15 protein-coding genes are annotated in these 16624 nt (G+C 73.0%); 6 read left to right on the forward strand and 9 right to left on the reverse strand.

The genetic code is table 11. The features are described 5' to 3' along the window. Positions 1–307: 307 nt before the first annotated feature. From ABZ573_RS11190 to ABZ573_RS11220, 7 genes are all read right to left on the reverse strand, one after another. Positions 308–1045: a DUF4142 domain-containing protein gene (locus tag ABZ573_RS11190; RefSeq protein ID WP_132230952.1), complete on the reverse strand. Its 738-nt coding sequence runs from the start codon at positions 1043–1045 to the stop codon at positions 308–310. Positions 1046–1280: 235 nt separating this feature from the next. Continuing rightward, on the reverse strand, positions 1281–2462 hold the full coding sequence (locus tag ABZ573_RS11195; protein ID WP_151456649.1) for an ROK family protein: 1182 nt from the start codon (positions 2460–2462) through the stop codon (positions 1281–1283). 28 nt (positions 2463–2490) lie between these two features. After that, positions 2491–3750, reverse strand: a complete 1260-nt coding sequence (locus tag ABZ573_RS11200) for an ABC transporter permease (RefSeq protein WP_151456650.1) — start codon at positions 3748–3750, stop codon at positions 2491–2493. After that, positions 3747–4571: an ATP-binding cassette domain-containing protein gene (locus ABZ573_RS11205; protein WP_151456651.1), complete on the reverse strand. Its 825-nt coding sequence runs from the start codon at positions 4569–4571 to the stop codon at positions 3747–3749. Before ABZ573_RS11205 ends, ABZ573_RS11200 begins: the two co-directional genes overlap by 4 nt. A gap of 105 nt (positions 4572–4676) precedes the next feature. Then, positions 4677–5774, reverse strand: coding sequence for a substrate-binding domain-containing protein (locus ABZ573_RS11210; RefSeq protein WP_151456652.1), 1098 nt, complete (start codon positions 5772–5774; stop codon positions 4677–4679). 193 nt (positions 5775–5967) lie between these two features. Next, on the reverse strand, positions 5968–6447 hold the full coding sequence (gene ybaK / locus ABZ573_RS11215; RefSeq protein ID WP_357580248.1) for a Cys-tRNA(Pro) deacylase: 480 nt from the start codon (positions 6445–6447) through the stop codon (positions 5968–5970). Between the two features lie 63 nt (positions 6448–6510). Continuing rightward, positions 6511–7734, reverse strand: a complete 1224-nt coding sequence (locus ABZ573_RS11220) for a methyltransferase domain-containing protein (RefSeq protein WP_358117542.1) — start codon at positions 7732–7734, stop codon at positions 6511–6513. A gap of 249 nt (positions 7735–7983) precedes the next feature. Between ABZ573_RS11220 and groES the strand changes: the two genes are divergently transcribed. Together groES and groL are read left to right on the forward strand one after the other, a co-directional pair. Then, a complete protein-coding gene (gene groES, locus ABZ573_RS11225; protein ID WP_088998427.1) occupies positions 7984–8298 on the forward strand; it encodes a co-chaperone GroES in 315 nt (104 codons plus the stop codon). Positions 8299–8368: 70 nt separating this feature from the next. After that, positions 8369–10015 carry a chaperonin GroEL gene (gene groL, locus ABZ573_RS11230; protein WP_151456655.1) on the forward strand — a complete coding sequence of 549 codons (1647 nt, stop codon included), beginning with the start codon at positions 8369–8371 and terminating at the stop codon, positions 10013–10015. A 183-nt stretch (positions 10016–10198) separates the two neighbouring features. Here the strand turns inward: groL and ABZ573_RS11235 are convergent, their stop codons facing one another. Continuing rightward, positions 10199–10582, reverse strand: coding sequence for a WhiB family transcriptional regulator (locus tag ABZ573_RS11235; protein ID WP_089003203.1), 384 nt, complete (start codon positions 10580–10582; stop codon positions 10199–10201). A 252-nt stretch (positions 10583–10834) separates the two neighbouring features. Here ABZ573_RS11235 and ABZ573_RS11240 point away from each other — a divergent pair, with 252 nt between their 5' ends. Further along, complete coding sequence (locus ABZ573_RS11240) at positions 10835–11659, forward strand: LuxR C-terminal-related transcriptional regulator (protein ID WP_358117546.1); 825 nt, start codon at positions 10835–10837, stop codon at positions 11657–11659. A 143-nt stretch (positions 11660–11802) separates the two neighbouring features. On the opposite strand, the gene ABZ573_RS11245 is transcribed toward ABZ573_RS11240, so the two are convergent. Beyond that, the gene (locus tag ABZ573_RS11245) at positions 11803–12213 is read right to left on the reverse strand and encodes a DUF5319 domain-containing protein (protein WP_132230961.1); all 411 of its coding nucleotides are present in this window, start codon (positions 12211–12213) and stop codon (positions 11803–11805) included. A 185-nt stretch (positions 12214–12398) separates the two neighbouring features. Between ABZ573_RS11245 and guaB the strand changes: the two genes are divergently transcribed. From guaB to ABZ573_RS11260, 3 genes are read left to right on the forward strand one after another with little or no spacing between them, the layout of a single operon-like run. Then, a complete protein-coding gene (gene guaB / locus ABZ573_RS11250; RefSeq protein WP_327029566.1) occupies positions 12399–13961 on the forward strand; it encodes an IMP dehydrogenase in 1563 nt (520 codons plus the stop codon). Positions 13962–13990: 29 nt separating this feature from the next. Continuing rightward, entirely contained in the window at positions 13991–15109 is a 1119-nt protein-coding gene (locus ABZ573_RS11255) for a GuaB3 family IMP dehydrogenase-related protein (RefSeq protein WP_151456090.1), read from the forward strand. A gap of 49 nt (positions 15110–15158) precedes the next feature. Continuing rightward, complete coding sequence (locus tag ABZ573_RS11260) at positions 15159–16568, forward strand: M1 family metallopeptidase (protein WP_358117551.1); 1410 nt, start codon at positions 15159–15161, stop codon at positions 16566–16568. Positions 16569–16624: the final 56 nt, after the last annotated feature.

Here is a 16624-nt window from a genome sequence, read left to right on the forward strand (position 1 = left end):
AGCCACCGTCCGTAGCTGGTGCGTGGATGGCTGCAGAGCAAAGGGGCCGAGGCGGGTGTCCGATGGCGACGGCGTGACACCCCTGACGATTACCGAAAGTAACGACGGTGGGCGGCTACGGACGGCAGGGCCGTGAAAGCAGGGCCACGAGCAGCCAGGCAGCCACACCGCCCAGCCGCCGCATCGCTAAGCCGCCAGGCCGCCACATCGCCAAGCCGCCCACCGCCAGGGCGCCAGGGCGCCAGCGGCAGGATTCCCTGCGGTTCGACGGCCTCCCGGCCCGTGGCCGCCGGGAGGACCGCCGTGGTCAGGTGCGGCGCAGGATGCGGTACGTGGCGACGCCTCCCGTGCCGAGCGCGGCGAGGAAGACCAGCCAGACCACCGTGCTGCTGACCCCGATCGGCGGGCCGGAGTTGGCGGAGGCGGCGGCGAGCAGGCCGTCGTCGCCGGGGGCGGGCAGGGCGGCCGGCGGCAGTTCCGGCCAGCGCACCAGCCCGGTACTCTCCAGCATCTGCATGTGGTGCAGGACGAACCGGTTCGCGTCGTCGGCGAGCTTGCGGATCACCGGATCGCGGGTGCTGGCGCGGACCGCCCCGATGACCGGGAAGATCTTGCCGTGGGCGACCCGGAGCCGGGTGACGAAGATCTGGTCGAAGCGGGCGCCGGAGGCGTTCTGCATCTCCGTCAGCCAGCCCTTCTGCTCGGCCGTCGGGTCGCTCGGGATGCTCGCTCCGAGCTTGTTGGCCGCCTCGACCGTGAGCCGGTCCAGTTCCTCGTGCTCGGTGGCGATGCCGGCGCCGATCTCGCGCACCTTCGCGCTCTGCCCCTTGTCGGCGGCCAGCTGCCCGGCCGGCATCTCCCAGAGACCGGCCAGGCGTACCCCGTTGAGCAGGGCGGCGTCGGCCGCGTTGAGCTGTTGACCGCCCGGCGCGGCGACGGCCACGCCGGGCAGCACCCCGAGCCCGGCGGCGATCGTGACGAGCAGCGCCGCCAGGCGACTGCTGCGGTGTCCCTGTCGGCGACGGGCGGATCTGAGCGGTGTCATGTCCGTGCTGTCTCCTCGGTCCGGTCCGAAACGAGTCCGGGCCGGGCGACGCCTCCGCCTTCGCCCGTCCGCGCACTGGTACGGACGGACCGACCGATCGGTTCACCGGACCGGCCCACCGGCTCCGGCACCCGTTCACCATTCGTCGGCACGGCACGGCACGGCACGGCACGGGGCAGGTGGGACGGCACCGCACGGGACGGGGCAGGTGGCGGGGCGGGCGGGGCGGGGCCGGTCAGCCGACGTCGAGGGGGTCCGCCAGCAGGCGTTCGAAGGCCAGTTCGGCGGCGCCGATCAGCGCCGCGTCGTCCCCGAGCTTCGGGGTGCGCAGCCGGACGTGCTCCAGGCAGGCGGGCAGGGCCATCGAGTTGAGCCGGCTGCGCACCTGGGCCGCCGCCGCGAGGTAGAGGTCCCGCATGCCGCCGCCGAAGATGACCATCTCCGGGTTGAAGATGTTCACCAGGTTGGCGACCCCGAAGCCGAGCCAGTCGCCGGCCTGGCGTACCGCCGTCTGCGCCCGCAGGTCGCCCCGGTCGGCGGCGTCGAAGACGGCCAGCAGCGCGTCGCGGCCCCGCGCGTCGGAGCGGCCGGCCGCTCGCAGCAGCGCGTGCTCGCCGATCTCGGTCTCCCAGCAGCCCCGGGAGCCGCACTCGCAGGGCGCGCCGTCGCGGACGACCACCATGTGGCCGACCTCGCCGCCGTAGCCGCCGTGCCCGGTCAGCCGCCGCCCACCGGCGATGATGCCGGCGCCGACGCCCACGTCCCCGTACAGGTAGATGACGTTGTCGCAGCCGGCCGCCGCGCCCCGGGCGTGCTCGGCGAAGGCCGCCACGTCGGCCACGTTGCCGACCGTGACCGGCACGTCGCAGCCCAGCTCGGCGCCGAGCGCCGCGCCGATCGGCTCGTCCACCCATCCGGTGGTCGGGCCCAGCCGGACCAGCCCGTCGTCGCGGCGGACCATGCCGCAGACCGCGACGCCCGCGCCGACGCAGACGGCGTCCGCCGGCGCGCTCTGCTGCATGTCCTTGACCGCCCCGGCCAGCAGCGGGGCGGCCTCCGCGGCGGTCAGACCCCGGGGGCGGTCCAGCTCCCGGCGGTCGAGCACCGCGCCGCCGAGACCGATCCGCGCGGCGCGCAGCCGGTCCACCTCGATGCTGTACGCGTACGCGTGCACCCGGTCCGACTCGGGCCGGACGACCAGCGACGGTCGCCCGGCCCGACCGGTCTCCTTCGGCGTCCCCTCGCTGACCAGCCCGGCGCCGGCCAGGTCGGCGGTCAGCGCGCCGATGGTGCTGCGGTTGAGCCCCAGCGTGGTGGTGAGCTCGGCACGGGTGGTGGCCCCGTGCACGTGCACGTACCGCAGCAACGCGCCCAGGTTCTGCCGGCGGATCTCGTCCTGGCTCGGTCCTGCGCGCATCGCCGTCGTCACTTCCGGTGCCGCGCGGTCAGCGGTTGCCGGTGGCGGTGGAACGCCGGCGGGAGAACGCGTCCACGCTCGCGGCGAGCAGCAGCACCACGCCGGTGACCACGTACTTCACCCCCGAGCTGTATCCCATCAGGCCCATCCCGTTGTCGATGACCGCGACGACCGCGCCACCGAGGACGGCGTCCAGCACCCGGCCCTTGCCGCCGAAGAGGCTGGTGCCTCCGATGACGGCCGCGCCGACCGCGTAGAGCAGTACATCACTGCCGCCTGTGTTGGGGTCCACCGAGTTGGCCCGGCTGGCGGCGACGATGCCGCCGACGGCCGCCATCGAGGAGCAGATGACGAAGACCGAGATGCGGATGCGGTCCACGTTGATGCCGGCGCGGCGCGCCGCCTCCTTGTTGCCGCCCACCGCGTAGACGTGCCGGCCGTAGCTGGTGCGCTGGAGCACGAAGGTCCAGAAGACCAGCAGCACCGCGATGATCGGCACCACGATCGGCACGCCCTTGAGCGAGCTGATCACGACGTTGCGGCTGCGCTCCAGGTTGAGGATGAAGACCGCGACGCCGAGGACGAGCGCCAGCCCGCCGATGCGGGCGAAGACCACCGCGATCGGGTCGGTGACCAGACCCCGGGCGACCCGCGTACGGTGCCGGAGCAGTTGCACGGCCGCGTAGCCGGCGACCGCCACCGCGGCCAGCAGCCAGCCCAGGACGGGCGGGAGGTTGCGGTTGGCGATGGCCACCAGCACCTCGTCGCGCACCGAGATGTTGGCGCCCTCCTCCATCAGCATCAGCACGATGCCCTGGAAGGCGAGGAACCCGGCGAGGGTCACCACGAACGACGGGATGCCGATCTTCGCGACGAGGAAGCCGAGGGTGGTGCCGATCGCCACGCCGGTGACGATCGCGGCGATCACGGCCACGTACCACGGGTAGCCGAGCACGGTGACCACGTTGGCGAGGATGGCGGCGCAGACGCCGCTGGCGAAGCCGGCGGAGAGGTCGATCTCGCCGAGCAGCAGGACGAAGACCAGCCCCATGGCGATCAGCGTGACCGCGGCGCCCTGGGTGAACAGGTTGGCGAAGTTGCCGGCGCTGAGGAACGTCGGCTGCATGATCGAGAAGACCGTGCAGAGCACGACCAGGCCGAGTACGGCGGGCAGCGCCCCGATGTCGCCGCCACGGACCCGACCGACGTAGTTGCGGACGTGGCTGGCGAGGGTGGCCGGCGGTGTGACGGCCGCCGGGCCGTCCTTGTGCACGACGGTGGTGGTCATCGGACGCCTCCTGAGTTGCTGCCGGCCGGCCCTGCGCCGTTCCCGTTGCCGCCGTTGGTCGGCTCGGCGGCGAGCCCGAGCCCGCCGGAGCGACCGGCGGTGATCAGCTCGACCACCTGCGAGTGGGTGATGTCGGTGGTCTTCACCTGGGCGACCATCTGGCCGAGGTAGAGCGCGGCGATCCGGTCGGAGACGGCGAAGACGTCGTTCATGTTGTGCGAGATGAGCACCACGGCGAGGCCGTTGTCGGCGAGCCGGCGGACCAGTTCGAGCACCTGGGCGGTCTGCGCGACGCCCAACGCGGCGGTCGGCTCGTCGAGGATGACGAGCTTGCTGTTCCAGAGCACGGCCTTGGCGATCGCGACGGTCTGGCGCTGGCCGCCGGAGAGGCTGGAGACGTGCTGGCGCAGCGACTTGACGGTCCGCACGCTCAACCCGGCGAGGGTGTCGGCGGCCATCTGCTCCATGGTCGGCTCGTCGAGCACGATGCCGCTGCGCTTCTCCCGGCCGAGGAACATGTTCTGCACGATGTCGAGGTTGTCGCAGAGCGCGAGGTCCTGGTAGACGACCTCGATGCCGAGCGCGGCGGCGTCGCGGGGGCTGTTGATGGTCACCGGCCGGCCGTCGAAGCGGAACTCGCCGGCGTCGGTGGGGTGGATGCCGCTGATGCACTTGACGAGGGTCGACTTGCCGGCGCCGTTGTCGCCGACCAGCGCGGTCACCTCGCCCGGGTGGGCGGTGAAGGCGACGTCGCGCAGGACCTGGACGGGACCGAAGCTCTTGTCGATCCCGCGTAGTTCCAGCAGGGGGGTTGCGGACACGGGGGCTCCTTCAGGTGGAGGGGAGGTCTCGGATCCCGTCCGGCGCGAACCGCCGCCCGGCACAGGGTCCGTGCCGGGCGGCGTGCGCGTGGAATCGGGTACGGGTCAGCTGATGCCGGCGTCGGCGCAGAGCTTGGCGTACGCCCCGGCACAGACCTCGTCCTTGGTGACGAAGCCGTCGGCGATGACGTCCTTGACGTTCTCCTTGAAGATCAGCTTCGGGGTCAGCAGGACCGACGGGACGTCCCGGCCGCCCTCCGGGTCCTTGACCGTCTGGCCGGTCTCCTTCTTCTCACCCTTGGCGACCGCGATGGCCAGGTCCGAGGCGGCCTTCGCCTCCTCCTTGATCGCCTTGTAGACGGTCATGCACTGGTCGCCGGAGAGGATGTTCTGCAGGCCCTGCGGGGTGGCGTCCTGGCCGGTCACCGGGACCTTGCCGTTGAGCTTGTTCTTCTTCAGCACCGAGATGGCCGCGTTGCCGAGGCCGTCGTTGGCGGCGAGCACGCCGTCGATCTTGCCCCGCTGCTGGGTCAGCATCTGCTCGAAGATCGTGGCCGCCTGGGTGTTGTCCCACTCCGGCACGTTCTGGTCCGGGCCCTTGGTGTACTCCTTCGAGTCGAACTTCGGCTTGAGCACCGAGTCGTACCCGTTCTTGAACAGGGTGGCGTTGTTGTCGGTGGGGGAGCCGTTGAGGTACGCCACCACCGGGTTCTTGGCGCCCTTGTCGGTCAGGCACTTGCTCAGGCCCTCGCCCTGGAGCTTGCCGACGACCTCGTTGTCGAAGCTGACGTAGTAGGTGGCCGAGCCGCCCAGCGTGAGCCGGTCGTAGTCGATGGTCGCCACGCCCTGGGACTTCGCCTTGTCGAGGACGGCCTTGCCGGTGCCGGAGTCCAGGTTGACGATCATCAGGGCGGTCACGCCGTTGGTGATCATCTGGTCGGCGATGGTCTGGAACGCCGTCTTGTCGCCCTGGGCGTTCTGGATGTCGAAGTCGACGCCGGCCGCCTGGAACGCCTCCGTCAGGAACTTTCGGTCCGCGCCCTCCCAGCGGGCGGAGGACTTGCTGTCCGGAAGGATCACGCCGATCTTCGGCTTCTTCTCGGTGGAGCCGCCGGCATCGGAACCGGAGTCGTCGCCGCAGGCGGTCAGGCCGCCGGCGGCCAGCAGGCCCACGGCGGCGAAGGTGAGGAAGCCCTTGCGCATCAGCAGGGTCCTTTCGGGGGTGGGGGATGATGTTGGTTTGTTGTGTCCGGCAACGTATTCCGGTTCGCGCCGTGGGCACAAGAGCGCCGAGGTGGCGAGTTTGTTGTCGGCAGTAACAATTCAGCAACGTCCCTGACACCCGGCCGTCGTCCACCGGGGAGCGCTCTCTCGTGGCTGACGGGAGCGGCGCAGCTCAGCGGGCCGACAGCGGGGCCGTGACCGCCCCGGTGAGGGCGACGAGATCCTGCGGGGCGAGCTGGAGCTGAAGCCCGCGCCGGCCCGCCGAGACGTAGACGGTGGGATGGTCGAGCGCCGACGAGTCGAGCACCGTGGGCAGTCGCCGGCGCTGGCCGAGCGGGCTGATCCCGCCGCGCACGTAGCCGGTGGCCCGTTCGGCGACCGCCCGGTCGGCCATGGCGGCCCGCTTGCCGCCGACCGCCGCCGCGAGCGCCTTGAGGTCCAGCTCGCCGGTGACCGGCACGACCGCCACCGTCAGCGCGCCGTCGACCTCGGCGACCAGCGACTTGAAGACCCGCTCCGGCGGCACCCCCAGGGCCGCCGCGACCAGCGCGCCGTAGTGGGGCGCGTCCGGGGAGACGTCGTAGGGATGGGTGCTGTGGGCGATCTTCCGCTTCGTCAGCAGCGCGGTCGCCGGAGTGCCCTGTCCCGCCATGACGGTCAAGCTAACCCGGCCCCGTACGACCCGCGAGCCGAAAAGGCCGGACGCCCTCGCGCGCTACCCGACCGGCCGGCAGACCAGCACCGTCGGCGCCCCGGCGACCCGGGTCAGCACCAGGCTGGCCGCCTCGCCCCCGGTCAGCCGCAGGTCCCGGCGGAGCTTCTCCGGCTCCAGGGCGGACCCGCGCTTGAGGATCTCCACCCGCCCGACCCGGCGCTCCCGCAGCAGCGCCCGCAGCCGCTTGAGCGAGAACGGCAGCACGTCGGTGACCTCCAGGCAGCGGGCGAACGGCGTCGGCGTCGGCGCGTCCGCGTAGAGGTAGGCGATGCTCGGGTCGGCCAGCGTCGCGCCCAGCGTCTCGGCCAGCTCCGCGACCAGGTGCGCGCGGACCACCGCCGGGTCGGGGTCGTACAGGAAGCGGCGCGCCGGGCCGACCGGTGCTTCGGCGTCCCCGGAGCCCGTCAACTGCCAGCAGGGGACCCTTCCGCTGCCGGAGGCGTCGACAGGGGGCCCTTCCTTGCCGTGCAGCCGGGTGGCGCGGCGGGGGACCTGCGCCAGCTCGCCGCACCACAGGGCCGCCTCGACCAGGTCGCCGTCGACGCTCACCCACTCCGCCTCGGCGCCCGCCGGGACCAGCGCGTGGTCGATGCCGGGCGCCACCTTCACGACGGTGTGCGGCACCCGCTCCGCCAGCCCGACGACGAAGTCCCAGGGCGGCGAGTAGGCGTTCGGGTCGAAGATCCGCCGCCCGGTGCCCGCCTTCCGGCGCGCCGGGTCGCAGAACACCCCGTCGACCCGGTCCACGCCGAACGCCGTGGCGTCGCCACACTCCACCGTGAACAGCTCGGCCAGCCCGACAGCCTCGGCGTTCGCGGCGGCCATCGCGGCGGTCAGCGGGTCGGCCTCCACGCCGTACACCCGGATGCCGGCGCGGGCGGCGGCGAGCGCGTCCGCGCCGAGGCCGCAGCCGAGGTCGGCGAGGACGCGCACCCCGGCGGCCCGCAGCCGCTCGGCCCGCCGTGCCGCGACGACGCCCCGCGTGGCCTGCTCCAGCCCGGCCCGGGTGAGGAACATCCCGGCCGCCGCCGGCCCGAACTTGCCGACTGCCCGGCGGCGCAGCTCGGCCTGGGTGAGGGCGGCCGACGCCAGGTCGGCCGGCAGTCCCGTCGAGCGGAGCGCGGCCGCCGCGGTCAGCGGATCGCCGCCGGCCACCCGCGCGGCGGCGGCGAGCGCGGCCGACCCCTCGGGCGTACGCAGGGCGGCGAATTGGTCGAGATCCACCCGGTCATTGTGGTCGGCGGACCCGACGCGCCGGCCGGCGGGTTGGCACTCTCCTTGACGGAGTGCTAGCCGAGGAATAACCTGCGATTAGCACTCTCACCCCGAGGGTGCCAGCTTCCGGGCCCCATGGTCCGGCTGCTGAACGCCAGGCGGACCGGCACCCGCGACGACGGCCCCGCCCGGTGGCATGTGGCAGATTGACGCTGGTCGGCATGCCGGCCGGTAACGAAACCAAGTACCCGGGAGGGTATGCCCGTGACTACCGCGACCAAGGTTGCGATCAAGCCGCTCGAGGACCGCATCGTGGTCCAGGCGAACGAGGCCGAGACCACCACCGCCTCCGGCATCGTGATTCCCGACACCGCCAAGGAGAAGCCGCAGGAGGGCACCGTCCTCGCTGTCGGCCCGGGCCGGATCGACGACAAGGGCAACCGCGTGCCGGTCGACGTGAAGGTCGGCGACACCGTCCTCTACTCGAAGTACGGCGGCACCGAGGTCAAGTACGCCGGCGAGGAGTACCTGGTGCTCTCCGCCCGCGACGTCCTCGCGGTCATCGAGAAGTAAGCAACCGATCAGTGTCGTCGCCCCGGTCCGGCTCGCCGGGCCGGGGCGACGTCGCTTCGAAGGGACATTCATGGCGAAGATCCTGAGCTTCTCGGACGACGCCCGGCACCTGCTCGAGCACGGTGTCAACGCCCTCGCGGACGCGGTCAAGGTCACCCTCGGCCCGCGCGGGCGCAACGTCGTCCTGGACAAGAAGTTCGGTGTGCCCACGATCACCAACGACGGCGTGACCATCGCCAAGGAGATCGAGCTCACCAACCCCTACGAGAACCTCGGTGCGCAGCTGGTCAAGGAGGTGGCGACCAAGACCAACGACGTCGCCGGCGACGGGACCACCACCGCCACCGTGCTGGCCCAGGCGATGGTCCGCGAGGGCCTGCGCAACGTCACGGCCGGCGCCAACCCGGCCGGCCTCAAGCGGGGCATCGACGCGGCGGCTGCCAAGGTCTCCGAGGCGCTGCTCGGCCGCGCGGTCGAGGTCGCCGACAAGAAGTCGATCGCGCACGTCGCGACGATCTCCGCGCAGGACGCCACGATCGGCGAGCTGATCGCCGAGGCGATGGAGAGGGTCGGCCGCGACGGTGTCATCACCGTCGAGGAGGGCTCCGCCCTGCACACCGAGCTGGACGTGACCGAGGGTCTCCAGTTCGACAAGGGCTTCATCTCGCCCAACTTCGTCACCGACATGGAGTCGCAGGAGTCGGTCCTGGAGGACCCGTACATCCTGATCACGACCCAGAAGATCTCGGCGATCGAGGAGCTGCTGCCGCTGCTGGAGAAGGTCCTCCAGAACAGCAAGCCGCTGCTGATCATCGCCGAGGACGTCGACGGCCAGGCGCTGTCGACGCTGGTGGTCAACTCGATCCGCAAGACCCTCAAGGTCTGCGCGGTCAAGGCCCCCGGCTTCGGTGACCGGCGCAAGGCGATGCTCCAGGACATGGCGATCCTCACCGGCGCCGAGCTGGTCGCGCCCGAGCTGGGCTACAAGCTCGACCAGGTGGGCCTGGAGGTGCTCGGCACCGCCCGGCGCGTGGTGGTCGACAAGGAGAACACGACGGTCGTCGACGGCGGCGGCAAGTCGAGCGAGGTCGCCGACCGGGTCGCGCAGATCCGCAAGGAGATCGAGGCCTCGGACTCCGACTGGGACCGGGAGAAGCTCGCCGAGCGGCTGGCCAAGCTGTCCGGCGGCATCGCGGTCATCAAGGTCGGCGCCGCGACCGAGGTCGAGATGAAGGAGCGCAAGCACCGCATCGAGGACGCGATCGCCGCCACCAAGGCCGCGGTCGAGGAAGGCACCGTCCCCGGCGGCGGCGCCGCCCTGGTGCAGATCCTGCCGGCGCTCGACGACGACCTCGGCTTCACCGGGGACGAGAAGGTCGGCGTCTCGATCGTGCGCAAGTCGCTGGTCGAGCCGCTGCGCTGGATCGCCCAGAACGCCGGCCACGACGGCTACGTCGTGGTGCAGAAGGTCGCCGGCAAGGAGTGGGGCCACGGCCTCGACGCCGCCACCGGCGAGTACGTCGACCTGGCGAAGTCCGGCATCGTCGACCCGGTGAAGGTGACCCGCAACGCGGTCACCAACGCGGCGTCGATCGCCGGCCTGCTGCTCACCACGGAGAGCCTCGTGGTGGAGAAGCCGGAGAAGGCCGAGCCGGCCGCCGCCGGTGGGCACGGCCACAGCCACGGCCACGGCCACCAGCACGGCCCGGGCTTCTGACCCTCGCCGTACGCCCAGTCGGGGCGCACCGTCCCTGTGGCGGTGCGCCCCGATGCCTTTCGGCGGGCCGGGGGCGTGACCGTCGGCCGGCCGGTGCCTCGTGAACCCGGGCGGGAACGCCGCGACGCCGCGTCCCCGGGCGGGGACGCGGCGTCGGTGTGGTCTATCGCGGAGGTTGCCGGCTCAGGCGATCTTGCGCTGGGCGGGGACGGTCGACCGGTGCGGCTGGCCCAGGCGGGCCTCCAGCCGGGCCACGTCGACCCGGCTCTGCCGGCGGTCGGCCAGGTCCTCCCAGCCGACGGCGAGCAGCCGCAGCCGCTCCGACTCGCTGAAGCCGCCCCAGACGCCGTACGGCTCGCGCACGGCGAGGGCGTGGGCGGCGCACTCGGCCCGCACCGGGCAGGCGCGGCAGACGGCCTTCGCGCCGGACTCCCGGCGCAGGCGGGACGAGCCACGCTCGCCGTCCGGGTGGAAGAACTGCGCGCTGTCCCGGCCCCGGCAGGCACCGAGCCGCTGCCAGTCCCAGAGGTCGACGATGGGTCCGGGCAGTCTGCGTACGTTCGACATCAGCACCCCTCCTCCCGCGCGGCACCGCGCAGATCCTGGTGAATCGGCGTCCGGGCGACGGTCCGCGCAGGCGCGCCGTTTCCGGCCTGGGACCTCCGTACCCGGGCCGTTGCCGGCTCACACACCTGTGATCGAAAACTTCCGGCAACTAGCGGCATATGCCCCACTTGTCGGAAAAGTTCGGAGGATTGCCCGAACCCCCTCGCGACCCGACCCGGTCATGGTCTGCTTCTGGACGGAGAGGAGACCACTGTGCGTACGGTTCTCGTGTGCGTTCGGACACCGCTCGCGGCGCAGCATCTGGCGTCCGCGGCGGCACGGCTCGGGCTGTCCGCCGTGGTGCGGACGGCCGTCTCCGATCCCGAGGTGATGTTGCGGCTGGCCGAGCGCCCGGCCGACGTGGTGCTCGCGGACACGGCCCTCACCCGGCCGGACAGCGCGGGCTTCGTCCGGCGGGTGCTCGCCCGCGCGCCGCAGGCCTCCGTGCTGCTGCTCGGCACGGAGGAGTCGGAGGCCGCCGCGGCCACCATCAGCGCGGGTGCCCGGGGCCTCATCCAGGGCGTCGACCAGGACCTGACCAGCGCGGTGGCCAAGGCCCTGCTGCTGCTCTCCTCGCCCGGCCGGGCAGCCCGACGCCCGGCCACCGACCCGGCCCGGGACACCGCGGCGGTCGGCGGTCCCGCCCGTAACAGCCCGGCCGGCCGGCCGCCGGCCGAACCGGGACCCGGCTGGCAGGCGACGGCCCCCGACGGCCCGGGCGGCACCCCGACGGTGGTGCCGTCGCAGCGCGGCGACGACCCGGCCGAGCCCGCCGACGAGCCGGCCGAGGCCACGCCCTCCGGTCGGCGGTCCGGGCCCGGCCCGCGCGGCGGCCGGTCCCAGGTCGGGCTCACCGAACGCGAACTCCAGGTGCTGCTGGGCATGGCGGAGGGCAAGAGCAACGCCGAGATCGGCCGGGAGTTGTTCGTCTCGGAGGACACCGTGAAGACCCACGCCCGGCGGCTGTTCCGCAAGCTCGGCGCGCGGGACCGCGCGCACGCGGTGGCGGCCGGCTTCCGCGCCGGCCTGGTGGCCTGAGGCCTGAACCGCACCCCCGGCCGCACGGCCGCCCGGAAGGCCTCGGAGCGGGAGCCGGGGGGCCTCGGGGCGTGGAGCCGGGGGCCTCGGGGCGTGGAGCCGGGCGGACGGCCCGGGCCCTGCCGGTGCGGCCCCGGCCCGCCTCAGCGTTCGGCGTCGGGTTCCTCGTCGGCGCCCTCGGTCAGGGTGTCGTGCACCCCGTCGGCGTAGCCACGGGCGTAGTCCCAGGTGACGTAGTGGTCCGGGTCGGGGTCGTAGGCCGGCTCGTGCACCCGGGGACGCCCCGAGCTGAGCAGGTGGCGCAGGTTGCCCCGCAGCAGGTCCCAGTCGAAGTAGTGCGGCTCCCGGCAGTCCTCGCACTCGATGACCAGCCCGCGCACCCCGATCGGCGCCAGCAGCGCCTGGTAGATCTCCAGGTCGGCGAGATCCTCCAGCACGTCCTGACGCTCGACGTCGGTCAGCGGGTCGAGCGGGGCGTCGTCGCCCGGATCGTGCAGGCCGGCGGCCGGATCTGCCGGGTCGCCGTTGAAGGGGTCGATGGGCTCGTCGTGCACCCCCTCACCGTAGACCCAACGCCAGGGCCGCGTCCGCCCCCGCCACCGGTGACCTGGGCTGCCACCGCCCGGGGACGGCCCGTGCCGGTGGGTACGATGGGACGACGCGCCCGTCACCCGGCGTGTGCCGGTGCCCGCCCGCGCCACCTCGCTGAAGCCCGTCCGAGCAGCTCAGGGGAGCAATCGTGGAATTTTCGCCCAGCACCGATCTACCGGCCGGCGCCGACAACGGCGAGCTGGGCGGCCACCTGCCGGAGCTGCCCGCCGGCTCCGCCCGGGTGGTCCCACTCGGGTTGACCTTCGACGACGTGCTGCTCCAGCCGGGCGAGTCGGACGTGGTGCCCAGCCGGGTCAACACGGTGACGAAGCTGACCCGCAACATCAGCCTGAGCATCCCGCTGCTGTCCAGCGCGATGGACACGGTGACCGAGGCCCGGATGGCGATCGCCATGGCCCGCCAGGGCGGTATCGGCGTGCTGCACCGCAACCTCTCCCTGGAGGACCAGGCGCTCCAGGTCGACCTGGTGAAGCGCTCCGAGTCCGGCATGATCACCAACCCGGTGACCGCCAGCCCCGACGACACCCTGCGCGACGTGGACGCCCTCTGCGGGCGCTACCGCATCTCCGGGGTGCCCGTCGTGGACGGCGAGGGCCAGCTCGTCGGCATCGTCACCAACCGCGACATGCGGTTCGTCTCCGACCCGGCCACCCCGGTCCACCAGATCATGACCCGCACCCCGCTGGTCACCGCCCCCGTCGGGGTGCGCAAGGAGGACGCGCTCGACCTGCTGCGCCAGCACAAGGTCGAGAAGCTGCCGATCGTCGACGACTCGGGCCGGCTGCGCGGCCTGATCACGGTCAAGGACTTCACCAAGAGCGAGCAGTACCCGAACGCCACCAAGGACGACGCCGGCCGGCTGCGGGTCGCCGCCGCCGTCGGGGTGGGCGACGACGCCTACAAGCGGGCGCGGGCGCTGGTGGACGCGGGCGTCGACGTGCTGATCGTGGACACCGCGCACGGCCACCAGCGGGCGGTGCTGGAGATGGTCGCCCAGCTCAAGAAGGACGTCACCATCGACATCGTCGGCGGCAACGTCGCCACCTACGCCGGCGCCCGGGCGCTGGTCGAGGCGGGCGCCGACGGCGTGAAGGTCGGCGTCGGGCCGGGCGCGATCTGCACCACCCGGATCGTCGCCGGGGTGGGCGTACCGCAGATCACCGCGATCATGGAGGCCGCGCGCGCCGCGCGGCCGGCCGGCGTCCCGGTCATCGGCGACGGCGGCATCCAATACTCGGGCGACATCGCCAAGGCGCTCGTCGCGGGCGCCGACACGGTGATGCTCGGCAGCCTGCTGGCCGGCTGCGAGGAGAGCCCCGGCGAGCTGATCTTCATCAACGGCAAGCAGTACAAGGCATACCGGGGCATGGGCTCGCTCGGCGCGATGCAGTCCCGGGGCCAGGCCAAGTCCTACTCCAAGGACCGCTACTTCCAGCAGGACGTGCTCGCCGAGGACAAGCTGGTCCCCGAGGGCGTGGAGGGCCAGGTGCCCTACCGTGGCCCGCTGTCCGCGGTCGCCCACCAGCTCACCGGTGGGCTGCGCGCGGCGATGGGGTACGTCGGCGCGGAGAGCATCCCCGAGCTGCACCGCCGCGGTCAGCTCATCCGGATCACCGCGGCGGGGCTCAAGGAGAGCCACCCGCACGACATCCAGATGACGGTCGAGGCGCCCAACTACCACTCCCGCTGACCATCCCCCTGCGACAACTGGAGTCCCCCATGCGTGACGTGGTCGAGATCGGGCTGGGCAAGACCGCGCAGCGCGGCTACCACCTGGACGACATCGCCATCGTGCCGAGCCGCCGGACCCGGGACGTCGACGACGTCTCCACCGCCTGGCAGCTCGACGCGTACCAGTTCGGCATCCCCTGCGTCGGGCACCCGTCGGACGCGACGATGAGCCCGGCCTCCGCCGTCCGGCTCGGCCAGCTCGGCGGCCTCGGCGTGCTCAACGTCGAGGGCCTGTGGACCCGCTACGAGAACCCGACCAAGGTCCTGGAGGAGCTGTCCGGGCTCGACGAGGACGCCCGCACCACGAAGCGGCTCCAGGAGGTCTACGCGGAGCCGATCCGCCCCGACCTGATCGCCGAGCGGGTCCGCGAGCTGCGCGCCGGTGGCGGCACGGTGGCGGTGCGGGTCTCCCCGCAGCACACCCTGGCGCTGGCCCCGGTGATCCTCGACGCCGGCGTCGACATCCTCGTCATCCAGGGCACCATCGTCTCCGCCGAGCACGTCTCGACCACCGACGAGCCGCTCAACCTCAAGGAGTTCATCGCCGACCTGGACCTCCCGGTCGTCGTCGGCGGCTGCACCGACTACAAGACCGCGCTGCACCTGATGCGTACGGGCGCGGCCGGCGTCATCGTCGGCATCGGCGGCGACGAGTGGTCCACCACCGAGTCGGTGCTGGGCATCCGGGTACCGATGGCGACCGCGATCGCCGACGCGGCGGCGGCCCGCCGGGACTACCTCGACGAGACCGGCGGCCGGTACGTGCACCTGATCGCCGACGGCGACATCGAGACCTCGGGCGACATCGCCAAGGCGCTCGGCTGCGGCGCCGACGCGGTGATGCTCGGCGAGCCGCTGTCGCTCTGCGCCGAGGCGCCGGCCGGTGGCGCCTGGTGGCACTCCGCCGCCAGCCACCCGTCGCTGCCCCGGGGCGCCTTCGAGACCGCCGGCGACCCGCTCGGCTCGATGGAGCAGCTGCTCTTCGGCCCGGCCGACGAGCCGGACGGCCAGCTCAACCTCTTCGGTGGCCTGCGCCGCGCGATGGCCAAGTGCGGCTACCGCGACCTGAAGGAGTTCCAGAAGGTCGGCCTGGTCCTCGACCGCTGACCTGCGCAAGCAGCACCACCCGCACCGGCCGCGCCGATAGGCTCGGCCGGTGCGTCGTACCCGCCGTCGGATCCGCCCCGCGCTCGCCGTCGCCGTCGTCGCGGCCCTGGTGTCCCCGGCCTGCACGAGCGGCGACGAGCGGGGCGGCTTCCGGCCCGGGGCGACCGACCTCGGCGACCCGTACGTGCCGGGGGCCGGCAACGGCGGCTACGACGTCGCGGGCTACCGGCTCGCCGTGCGCTACGACCCGGCGACCGACCGGCTCGCCGGGCGGGCCGCGCTGACGGCCACCGCCACCACCGGGCTGTCCCGGTTCAACCTGGACCTCGCCGGGCTGGACGTGTCGCGGGTGGCCGTCGACGGCCGACCGGCCGGGTCCGCCCGCGACGGCGACGAGCTGGTGGTCACCCCGCGCGACGGCCTTCCCCGGGGCGCCCGGTTCGTCGTCGAGGTGGACTACTCCGGCGTGCCGGCGGCCAAGGCCGACGGGCAGCTCGGCAGCGGCGGCTTCCTGCACACCGACGACGGCGCGATCGCCCTCGGCCAGCCCTGGTCGGCGGCCACCTGGTTCCCGGTCAACGACCACCCGTCCGACAAGGCCACGTACGACATCGAGGTGACCGTCCCGGACGGGCTGGCCGCGCTGAGCAACGGGGTGCCGGGGGAGAAGACCAGCGCCGACGGCTGGACCACCTGGCGCTGGGCCGAGCGGTCGCCGATGGCCAGCTACCTGACGACCCTGGTGATCGGCGACTACCGGGTGCGCAGCGGCACGCACGCCGGTAAACCGATGGTCACGGCGGTGCCGGCGAGCCTGCCGGAGAACGGGCCGGAGGCCGCCTCGCTGGCCCGCACCGGCGAGATCGCCGACTTCCTGGCCAGCCGCTTCGGGCCGTACCCGTTCGAGTCCTACGGCGGTGTCGTGGTCACCGACGCCCGGATCGGCTACGCGCTGGAGACCCAGTCCCGACCGGTCTACGGGCCGGGCTTCTTCCGTGGCGGGCGACCCAACCCGGGGGTGGTCGCGCACGAGCTGGCCCACCAGTGGTTCGGCAACAGCGTGGCGCTGAGCCGGTGGAGCGACATCTGGCTCAACGAGGGCTTCGCCAGCTACGCGGAGTGGCTGTGGGAGGAGCACGACGGCGGTCGTACCGCGCAGCGCAACTTCGAGCTGGAGTACGCCGCGACCGACTGGTCCCGGCCGTCCGTCGACCCCGGACGGTCCCGGTTGTTCGGCGCGGCCGTCTACAAGCGTGGCGCGCTCGCCGTGCACGCGCTGCGCCGCACGGTCGGCGACGAGGCGTTCTTCCGCGTCCTGCGGACCTGGACGGCCGAGCGGCGCGACGGCAACGCCACCACCGACGACCTGATCGCCCTGGCCGAGCGGGTCGCCGGCAAGCCCCTGCGCCCATTCTTCGACGCCTGGCTCGTCGGCGGGAGCGCCCCCGCCCTGCCCTGACGCGGCTCCCGCCGGCGATCGGTAGGCTGCGGCCGGACCCGGCGCGGCACCGCCTG

The sequence above is a fragment of the Micromonospora sp. NPDC007220 genome (assembly GCF_040634035.1).
GTDB classification, from domain to species: Bacteria; Actinomycetota; Actinomycetes; order Mycobacteriales; family Micromonosporaceae; genus Micromonospora; species Micromonospora reichwaldensis.